Raw genomic sequence first — 10,121 nt, 5'->3', positions numbered from 1 at the left:
TTAGTTAGTTAGTTAGTTAGTTAGTTAGTTAGTTAGTTAGTTCCCCAAAGGGGTGTCCTAAGATTCCTTTGGAACCTTTGGCATGTTTCCCGAAAGGGATGTCCAAATGGAAGCCTTCGGCTCCTTCGGCAAGTTAGTAATCCAAAGCGATGCCTTTGGCAGCTGGTTAATTTTAAAGATAATCTTATCTTTGATAGCAGCAGCTATACCTTTATAAATGTTTGAGGAAATTAACGATTATATTAACCACTGTGTCCGTTTATCTGAAGACGAATTACAGACATTTAACACATATTTAAAGCCTAAACATATTCCCAAGAAGACTTTCTTGCTACGCGAGGGCGAAATTTGCAATTTCGAGGCTTTCATCATTAAAGGTTGTATCAAGACCTATTTTATTGATGACAATGGTTTTGAAACCATTTTAACTTTTGCTACCGAGAATTGGTGGGTAAGTGATATTTCCAGTTTTTCGGAACAGAAGCCAAGCAGAATGTTTATAGAAACGTTGGAAGATTGCGATTTGCTGATGATTAATGCAAGCACCAAGGAAGAGCTTTTGCAAAAGGTTCCGATGCTTGAAAGAGCCTTCAGATTGATGTTGCAAAGGCACCTTGCGGTTTATCAGGAACGTTTATTCGGTTATGTTGCGCTGTCTGCTCAGGAGCGTTATGAGATTTTTTTAGAGAAATATCCGAAAATCCCACAGCGGGTACCCCAGCACCTGATAGCATCTTATTTAGGGATTTCTCCCGAGTTTTTAAGTCGTATCAGAAAAAGAAGTCTTAAGAAGTAATTTATTGACCTAGATCAATGTTTTGCTACTAAGGTTGATCGTATCTTTGAACTGTTGAAATTACTGAAAGAGATTTAGTTAAGTGACTAATGATCTGATTTAAAAAATAAAATCTACAGTTATGGCAAATACAGTATTGCATAAAGCAGACACAAGAGGTGTTTCTAACCATGGATGGTTAAACAGTCACCACACATTCAGTTTTGCCGGATACAATAATCCGGAAAGAATCCATTTTGGAGCTCTAAGAGTTTTGAATGATGATATCGTAGAAGGAGGAATGGGGTTTGGTACACATCCTCACAGTAATATGGAAATTATCAGTATTCCTTTGGAGGGCGATCTGGAACATCAGGACAGTATGGGAAATACCACAGTCATAAAACACGGTGATGTTCAGGTAATGAGCGCGGGAACCGGTGTATATCATAGTGAATACAATAAAAATAAAGACCACCTGGTTAAATTTTTACAGATTTGGATGTTTCCCAATAAAGAAAATGTAACACCAAGGTATGACCAGGTTACTTTGAATATAAACGACAGGCATAATAAACTGCAACAAGTTTTATCTCCAAATCCGGACGATGCAGGCGTTTGGGCTCATCAGGATGCCTGGTTTAGTTTAGGTAAATTCGATAAAGATTTTTCTCTGTCTTATACGTTACATCAAGAAAACAATGGTGTGTATTTCTTTGTTTTAAAAGGCGACATAACCGTTAACGGACAGGAATTGAACGAGCGGGATGGCTACGGTATTTGGAACATTGATAAATTAGATATTACAGCAAATAGTCAGGATGCGGAACTATTATTGATGGAAGTTCCAATGGAAATATAATAAAGCTTCTGATTGGCATCAAAGATTTAAAACACTAACAAATAATAAATAAGTTAAACAAGATAAAAAATGGAAAATATTAAATGGGTATTAGACCCGGTACACAGCGAGCTTGTGTTTAAAGTTAAACACATGATGATCAGTAACGTAAAAGGTGAATTTAAAGAATTCAATGTAGAGGTAACCGGAGAGGATATTGAAACGGCCTCTGTAAAGGCAACAATAAATGCTGCTTCTATTAATACAAATAATGCCGATAGGGATAATCATTTAAAAGGCGAGGACTTTTTTGATGCAGCTAAGTTTCCTGAAATTACTTTTGTAAGCAAGTCTTTTGATAAAGAAGACGATGATGAGTTTTTATTAACTGGTGATTTAACGATTAAAGGAATCTCTAAAGAAGTAAAGCTGGATGTTGAGTTCGGTGGTATAGGTAAAGATCCATGGGGCAACGAAAAAGCTGGCTATACTGTATCCGGCAAAATAAATCGTAAAGATTGGGGCTTAAATTGGAATGCTGCTTTGGAAACCGGAGGCGTACTGGTGAGTGATGAAGTTAAATTTACCGCAGAAGTACAGTTTGTGAAACAAGCCTAGTTTATAGTTGGAAATAAGATACAGAAGCAGAAAGATGTCGGAAATCTAGAAATAGAAATCCGAAGTCTTTCTGCTTCTTTCATTTCGTGTTTTGTGCCCTTTCCCATGCTTCGGGTTCTTTTTCTTTCGAAAATTGCTTCAAAACAATATAATTTATATTTTTGATGCTTAATGAAATTCTTCTTTCCAGAATTCTTATTTGGATTGTTATTGATAGCCATACCGGTAATCATCCACCTTTTTAATTTTCGGAAATTTAAGAAAGTTTACTTCTCCAATACCAGATTACTTCAGGAAATCAAGATCCAGACTTCCAACAGAGAGAAGCTGAAAGAGCGTTTAATTTTATTAACCAGAATTCTGGCCATAACTTTTCTGGTATTTGCTTTTGCGAAACCATATTTTAATCGTCCAAATCAAGATTCGGCGTTAGATAGTGATATCGTCAGTATTTATGTCGACAATTCTTTTTCTATGGATGCTGTTGGAGAGAATGGTAGTCTTTTGGAAGAAGCAAAAAAGAAAGCCCGAGAAGTTACAGATGCTTTTGGTTATAACGCTAAATTTCAGCTGATCACTAATCAATATTCCGGAAGCCAGAAACGTTTGCTAAATAAACAGGAGTTTCTTTCTGAGCTGGATTCGGTAGAAATTTCCGCTCAGGGTAATGACCTGAAGAAGGTAGTCCGTTATCAAAAAGACTTTTTGGCAAACTATAAAAACAGTAATAAGCATTTCTTCTTAATATCAGACTTTCAGAAAAGTGAATCCGAAGAAAAGCTTCAGACAGATTCTGGTACTCATTATACTTTACTGGCCTTAATGCCGCATCAACTTCCAAATATTTCGGTAGACAGTGTTTGGTTTTTATCTCCAATTCACCAGCCCTCGGGAGAAGAAAAGTTAGTAGTCAGTATGAAAAACTTTTCTCAGGAGGTTGTAGAAAATGTACCCGTATCATTGAAAATAAACGGACAGGCTAAGGCGGTGGGTAATGTTTCTATAGGGGCCGGACAATCTAAAACAGATACATTGATTTTTTCTGGACTAAGTGCCGGATGGCAAAAAGGAGAAATATCCGTTAAAGATTATCCGGTCGTTTTTGATGATCTTCTCCGCTTTTCTTTCGAAGTAAGGTCGAAGTCTAAAGTGAGTATCATTAGTACAGATAATAAACCTAATTATTTTTCTGTAGCTTACGGGACAGATTCTTTTTTTGATGTAAGTAATTTCAGTGAAAGCGAAATCAATTATACGGCATTGCAGGAAAACGACCTTATTGTTCTTCACAACTTACCCCAGATAGCACCGGGGTTAGGTCAACAGTTGAAAGTATACGTTGAAAATGGGGGGAATATTGCCGTTTTTATGCCATTGCAGGCAGACTTGACCTCTTACCAGCATTTTTTGCAAAGCGTTCAATCAGATTATCCGACAGCTTTAAAAACAGACAGTGTTAAAACCGATCGGTTTAATGAGAAACATCCTGTTTTTCAGGGATTGTTTGAAAGAATAGACAAACAGATAGATTTACCAAGGGCAAGTGCCTATTTCTACCTTACGCAAAATGTGCGTACTACACGATCGGTATTACTGCAGGAAGGAAGTTTGCCTTTGCTGAATGCCTATAAACTGGGTAAGGGAAATATCTACCTGTCTGCTCTGCCATTGGAAAGAAAAGTATCTAATTTTGCAGTGCATGGATTGTTTTTGCCTTTGCTATTTAGAATGGCCATGTTAAGTAACGTAGAAAATCCTCTGTTTTATCGCGTTGGAGAAGTAGATGGTTTTATGCTGAGCAATACAACCCATATAAGCAATGAAAGTTTGCGTTTGAAAAACGGAGCGACAGAAATAATCCCTGAAGTGAAAACAACTTCGGGGGGTACCTATATTTATTTTGCAGACCAAATTAAACAAGCAGGTTTTTACGAGCTGTATGATGGACAGAAAATGATAGCGCTATCTGCTTTTAATGATGATAAAGCAGAATCTGTGAGATCTTTCCATAGTGAGGGTGAATTGAATAGCATATTTGGCTCTGGTGTTATGAAATTTGTAAAAAGCGGGGAATCTTCGGTTACAAATCAGATAAAAGACGAGAATTTAGGTATGCCATTATGGAAACTTTGTCTAATTTTGGCTCTGTTATTTTTAGCGATAGAAATTTTGTTGATAAGATTTTTCAAAGTGAGCATACAGACAAGTGACAGTGATTTAAAAAATCAAAACATTAGCGTTTAAAAAGCATTATTTATACAAATGAATATCCTTATAAAATCTGCTACAATAGTAGACCCATCATCTGAGTTTAATGGCAAAACTGCCGATGTGTTAATTGAAAATGGGAAGATTACAAAAATAGGTTCTTCCATTAAAGCTGATGCAGAAAAAATTGATGGAAGCGGAAAGTTTCTGGCACCGGGTTTTTTTGATTTACATGCTAATCTGGGAGAAATAGGAGTAGAGACTAAAGAGGATTTTATTACAGGAAGTGCTGCTGCTGCTGCGGGAGGCTTCACCGGTGTGGGAATGATGCCTAATACCATTCCGGCAGTGGATTCAAAATCACAGGTAGAGTATTTAAAAAACAGAGCAAAGGGGCTGTTGGTAGATATTTATCCTTACGGAACTATTTCCCAGAAACGGGAAGGGAAAGATCTGGCAGAGCTTTTTGACATGACCAACTCTGGTGCGGTAGCTTTTTCTGACGGAAATGAACCTGTACAGGATGCCGGTTTAATGGAACGGGCTATGTTGTATGCCAAAGGTTTTAACGCTTTAGTTATCTCTTATCCGGAAGACAGGACAATTGCCGGAAAGGCAAAAATGAATGAAGGTGCTATGAGCACTTATTTAGGGATGAAAGGTATCCCCAATATCGCTGAGGAATTAATGATTGTAAGGGATTTATATCTGGCAGAATATACAGATGCCAGACTACATTTTACAACCGTTTCTACGGCACATGCAGTTGAATTGATTAAACAGGCAAAGAAGAAAGGATTAAATGTAACCTGTGATGTTGCTGCGCATCATTTGGTGTTGACAGAAGACGCCCTGATTGATTTTGATAGCAATTATAAAGTAAAACCTCCTTTAAGGACAAAGGCCGATGTAAAAGCGCTTCTGAAAGGTTTGCAGGAAGGTGTGATAGATACTGTGGTTTCTCAGCATACTCCTCAGGAGATAGAATTTAAAGCAGTTGAATTTGAAATTGCTTCTTATGGTATAGTTGCATTGCAAACGGTATTACCTTTACTGATACAAGCAGGTCTGAAACCAGAGCAAATTGTAGATAAGCTATCTGTTAAATCACGCGAAATATTGGGTTTAGAAGTGCCAGCTATAGCGATTGGAAATAATGCTAATTTGGTCTTGTTTGACGAGTCGGTATGGCTTTATACTAAGGAAAATAATTACTCTAAGTCAGGCAATTCGCCATTTATAGGTAAAGAATTAAAAGGTAAAGTCTGGGCGACTATAAATAATGGCCAGATTTATAGCGGGGTTTAAGTTTTAGGTTATAAGTTGTAAGTTTTAGGTTTTAAGTGGACACTTTGGCTTCAATACCTAAAGTAATTAAAATCAATAAAGATTGAAAAATATGGATTTAAAAGTAAAATCGGCTTTAGAAAGCTTAATGAATACATTCTCTGCTCTGGAAGGTGTTGCTGCCCAGCAAGAGCTAAAAACTCTGATAAATATTTTTGAATCAGATAAGAAGTTTATGGACAAGGTAGCAGATATGGACGAGGTTTTTGATTCTTCTCCGAAATTAGATGCACTCAGAGAAATTACTTTCGATCTGTTGTTAACCAATTTCTTTGCTGAAGATACCAAAAAGCTGGAAGAGGATTATTTAGAATCTCAGGAGTGGTTAAATATAGAGGAAGCAACTTTAGACAGAGGTACAGAGTTATTGAATATGATGATTTATATTAAAGAATGTGAGGACGAAAAAATAACTCCTTCTTTAGATGATTATCTGAAGGAATTTTTATTGGTTGAAGAAGATGAATTTCAGGATGAGCACCGCATCTATGAAGATATTATTGCCAACCAGATATTGATGGAAAGCAGTTTAAAGGAGATAGCTAAAGTTTCTAAAAAATTATCACCAAATTCAGAAATCAGAGAGATATTTTATCCGATTATGGCTTATTTCTTTGAGGTTAAACCAAACGAAGCCTATCTGAAAGAATTTAAGGAGTTGAGCGAGGATCCGGCTTATGATACAGCAGTGCTTAACTTGTTACTATCTTACAGCGGAAGTATATCAAATTAGGAGTAAATTCAAGAAGATGCAGGAATTAGAAGTTCGTCCGGGGCGGGTTACCTTTAAATGGGCATGGAAGATGGCTCTGGTTATGATATTGATAACCATTGCTTTGTTTTATGCAAAAGTGGACCAGAAATCTTTCTTAAGTTACGTAGTCTACATCCCTTTCATATTTGGTTTGATGATGGCTATTAAAGAACATAAGGAAAAGGATCTGGAAGGATATATCAGCTTTAGAAGAGCATTTACAACAGGTTTCAGATATGCATCTGTTATATCTTTTGTTATGGGGATATTCATGTATATCTACCTTAAATTTATAAATCCGCAAGTTTTTGAACAAAGTTTGGTAGATGCAGAAAATATGATGTTAGATCAGGGGCAATCCGAAGAGCAAATAGGAATAGCTCTGTCTGTGGCAAGGAGCTGGGGTGTATTTATGGCGGCAATTTCGGCTTCTATAGGTTACACTTTGTTAGGAGCTGTTTTTTCTCTCATTGGTGCTGCTATTTTTAAAAATGCCAGACCTGTTTATATAGAAATCGAAAGGGACGAATTGTAAGAGATTAATTTTTAATTTCGCACTGTAAAATAATAAAATGGATATATCTATTGTAGTTCCTTTATTTAACGAAGAAGAGTCTTTGCCAGAACTGACAGCGTGGATCAGAAAAGTAATGCAGGAAAGTAATTTCTCTTATGAAATTATCCTCGTTGATGATGGTAGTAACGATGGTTCGTGGCAGGTTATTGAAAAACTGAAAGCCGATCATACAGAGATTAAAGGCATTAAGTTCAGAAGAAACTACGGAAAATCGGCAGCCTTAAATGTTGGTTTTACAGCAGCAGAGGGAGATGTAGTTATTACTATGGATGCCGACTTGCAGGACTCTCCGGACGAAATTCCCGTTTTATATCAGAGAATTACAGCAGAAAAGCTAGATCTAATCTCCGGCTGGAAAAGAAAGAGGTACGATCCGATATCCAAAACCTTACCTACTAAGCTGTTTAATGCAGCCACCAGAAGTATGTCTGGTATTCATAATCTCCATGACTTTAATTGTGGTTTAAAAGCCTATCGCAAAGCAGTTGTAAAAAATATAGAAGTTTATGGCGAAATGCACCGTTATATCCCTGTAATAGCAAAATGGGCAGGTTTTAGTAAGATAGAAGAACAAGTTGTAGAGCATAGGGCAAGAAAATACGGGACAACTAAATTTGGAATGAGCAGGTTTATCAATGGTTTCCTTGATTTAATGTCCATCTTTTTTGTTGGGAAATTTGGAAAACGTCCTATGCACTTCTTCGGAACCATGGGAGTGTTAAGTTTCTTTTTCGGAACTGTTATGGCCTTATGGATCATAGGTGAGAAACTATATCATATAGCAAAGGGGACATTGTATAGAGACGTTACAGATCAGCCTTTGTTCTATATTGCTTTGGTTGCTGTTATTGTTGGAACGCAGTTGTTTCTGACTGGTTTTGTTGCCGAATTGGTTTCCAGAAGCTCTTCCAACAGAAATAATTATCAGATAGAGAAGGAACTTTAATAGAGAGTGCCGCGTATTGAGATTCTGGTATCAGTAAGCAAAAACGTAAAATGAGAAATCGATAAAATACATTTGAAGGAAACTCAATATCCATACTAATACTCAATATTCATATGTTTTTCTCCATTATCATCCCGCTGTATAACCGTCCTCAGGAAATTGACGAATTATTAGCTACGTTAACCAGACAAACTTATACTGCATTTGAAGTATTGGTAATAGAAGACGGTTCCACATTAGGAGCCAAAGATATTGTAATGTCCTATCAGGATGATTTAGACATACATTATTATTTTAAAGAGAACGCCGGACAAGGTTTTGCCAGAAATTATGGTTTCGAAAAAGCTAAAGGAGATTACTTCATTATTTTTGATTCCGACTGCCTGATTCCTTCCAATTATCTGGAACTGGTAAAAAACTATCTTTACGAACATCATTTAGACGCTTATGGCGGGCCAGATGCTGCGCATACATCTTTTACACCCATTCAGAAAGCGATTAGTTATGCCATGACTTCCGTTTTCACAACCGGAGGAATCAGAGGGAAGAAAAAAAATGCGGGTGGTCAATTCCATCCGAGAAGCTTTAACATGGGGGTTTCCAGGAAAGTTTGGGAAAAAGTAGGTGGATTCGTCATTACCAGATTAGGAGAAGATATAGAATATTCTATCAGAATTCATGAAGCCGGATTTAAAATAGGTTTAATTCCTGCGGCTAAAGTATACCATAAACGACGAACGTCTTTCAAACAGTTTTGGAAGCAACTGCACTTTTTTGGACGAGCGAGAATCAACATTTATCAGTTTTTTCCCCATACTTTAAAAGCAGTTCATTTTTTTCCGGCACTTTTTACTTTATTTTTGATTTTTACAGTGTTAGCCAACTTGTTTTGCAGTATTTTTGCTGTATGGTTTAATTGGTTACTCTTAATATACGCGCTACTCATTTTTATAGACTCGTTGTTCGAAAATAAATCGATTAAAGTAGCATTTTTAAGTATAATAGCCTCATTTGTACAGTTAACAGCGTACGGACTAGGTTTTATGGAAGATTTTTGGAAGAAAATAATTTTAAAAAAAAACAAATAAAATAGCTTAGCTAAAGAAAATGGAGAAAGGTTTTTCTGTAATAGAAGTGTTGGAAACTGCTTGGGATATCACCAAAAAGAACTTTATAGTAATTGTTGGATATTCCTTAATGGCATTCATATCATTGTTTGTCGTACAGTTTGTGTCTACATTTTTGATAGCGTCTTCTAACCTGTTCATTAATTTTCTGACACTATTTTTAGTGCTTATTGTGAATAGTATTGCTACTCTGGGGTTTTATAAGCTGGCTTTTCATCTTATAGATTACGAAGGAGAGGAGGTAACCTTCAGTTCTGTTATTCCTTCGTGGCAAAATATTTCCAGTTTTATATCACTTACTTTATTGTTGGGTTTTATCGTAGCTACTTTAAACCTGATCTATGTTAAGTTAAATACTTTGGCAAGTTTTAACGAGTTTGTAGAAACGGTAAAAGACAGCCCTGCATTAGTAGAGGTTTTGGCGGCCGTAGCCCTGATTCTTGCCTTCTTGTTAACGATGCGTTTTATGTTTTTTCCATGTTTTATAGTGGATGACAATTCTACCTCGTTTGAATCTTTAAGACAAAGCAGACAGCTTACCGAGAATAATTTGATGAAAATTATAACCGTGTTATTGGTAGTAGTGGGATTTATTGTCTTAGGCTTTCTGGCTCTTGGAGTTGGTATTATCGTTACTTATCCTTTTACTAATATCGTTTTGGTAGTAACCTATAGGAAATTGGTAAATACCTATGGCGTTATACAAGAGACCAATGAGCGTTCTAAGGAAGAGGATGAACCTACAGTTTAGTCATTATGGGAATAAAATCTTTCTTAAGTAAGCCAATAGCAGCCTGGATTGTAAGAGGAGTTAACAGGTGGAAATATAATGCTGTAGAAGCTCAGAGACAGACTCTTAATCATCTTGTAAAGCAAGCTAAAAACACCGTTTATGGTCGGGATCATCATTTTGAAAGTATTAAAAGCT

At 36.5% G+C, this 10,121-nt stretch carries 11 protein-coding genes; all 11 read left to right on the top strand.

The window, feature by feature from the left end:
• Nucleotides 1-217: 217 nt before the first annotated feature.
• Nucleotides 218-796 (top strand): Crp/Fnr family transcriptional regulator, encoded by a 579-nt coding sequence (locus ABWO41_RS11055; protein WP_353137662.1) that lies wholly within the window; start codon nt 218-220, stop codon nt 794-796.
• Between the two features lie 121 nt (nt 797-917).
• Complete coding sequence (locus ABWO41_RS11050) at nt 918-1,637, top strand: pirin family protein (RefSeq protein ID WP_353137660.1); 720 nt, start codon at nt 918-920, stop codon at nt 1,635-1,637.
• A gap of 69 nt (nt 1,638-1,706) precedes the next feature.
• Nucleotides 1,707-2,234: a YceI family protein gene (locus tag ABWO41_RS11045; RefSeq protein WP_353137658.1), complete on the top strand. Its 528-nt coding sequence runs from the start codon at nt 1,707-1,709 to the stop codon at nt 2,232-2,234.
• Between the two features lie 171 nt (nt 2,235-2,405).
• Entirely contained in the window at nt 2,406-4,478 is a 2,073-nt protein-coding gene (locus tag ABWO41_RS11040; RefSeq protein WP_353137656.1) for a BatA domain-containing protein, read from the top strand.
• 18 nt (nt 4,479-4,496) lie between these two features.
• On the top strand, nt 4,497-5,750 hold the full coding sequence (locus ABWO41_RS11035) for a dihydroorotase (RefSeq protein WP_353137654.1): 1,254 nt from the start codon (nt 4,497-4,499) through the stop codon (nt 5,748-5,750).
• 91 nt (nt 5,751-5,841) lie between these two features.
• Nucleotides 5,842-6,522 (top strand): hypothetical protein, encoded by a 681-nt coding sequence (locus ABWO41_RS11030; RefSeq protein WP_353137652.1) that lies wholly within the window; start codon nt 5,842-5,844, stop codon nt 6,520-6,522.
• A 16-nt stretch (nt 6,523-6,538) separates the two neighbouring features.
• Nucleotides 6,539-7,078 (top strand): DUF4199 domain-containing protein, encoded by a 540-nt coding sequence (locus tag ABWO41_RS11025; protein ID WP_353137650.1) that lies wholly within the window; start codon nt 6,539-6,541, stop codon nt 7,076-7,078.
• 37 nt (nt 7,079-7,115) lie between these two features.
• Nucleotides 7,116-8,066, top strand: a complete 951-nt coding sequence (locus tag ABWO41_RS11020; RefSeq protein ID WP_353137648.1) for a glycosyltransferase family 2 protein — start codon at nt 7,116-7,118, stop codon at nt 8,064-8,066.
• Nucleotides 8,067-8,179: 113 nt separating this feature from the next.
• The gene (locus tag ABWO41_RS11015) at nt 8,180-9,154 is read left to right on the top strand and encodes a glycosyltransferase family 2 protein (protein WP_353137646.1); all 975 of its coding nucleotides are present in this window, start codon (nt 8,180-8,182) and stop codon (nt 9,152-9,154) included.
• A gap of 19 nt (nt 9,155-9,173) precedes the next feature.
• Complete coding sequence (locus ABWO41_RS11010; RefSeq protein ID WP_353137644.1) at nt 9,174-9,944, top strand: glycerophosphoryl diester phosphodiesterase membrane domain-containing protein; 771 nt, start codon at nt 9,174-9,176, stop codon at nt 9,942-9,944.
• A gap of 5 nt (nt 9,945-9,949) precedes the next feature.
• Nucleotides 9,950-10,121: GH3 family acyl-acid amido synthetase (locus ABWO41_RS11005; protein ID WP_353137664.1), on the top strand; the 172-nt coding region annotated here is incomplete at its 3' end.

It is taken from the genome of Pseudopedobacter sp. (genome assembly GCF_040392825.1).
Taxonomy (GTDB): Bacteria; Bacteroidota; Bacteroidia; order Sphingobacteriales; family Sphingobacteriaceae; genus Pseudopedobacter.
Note: the sequence above shows the minus strand (reverse complement) of the source record. Positions and strands in the feature narration are given on the sequence as shown.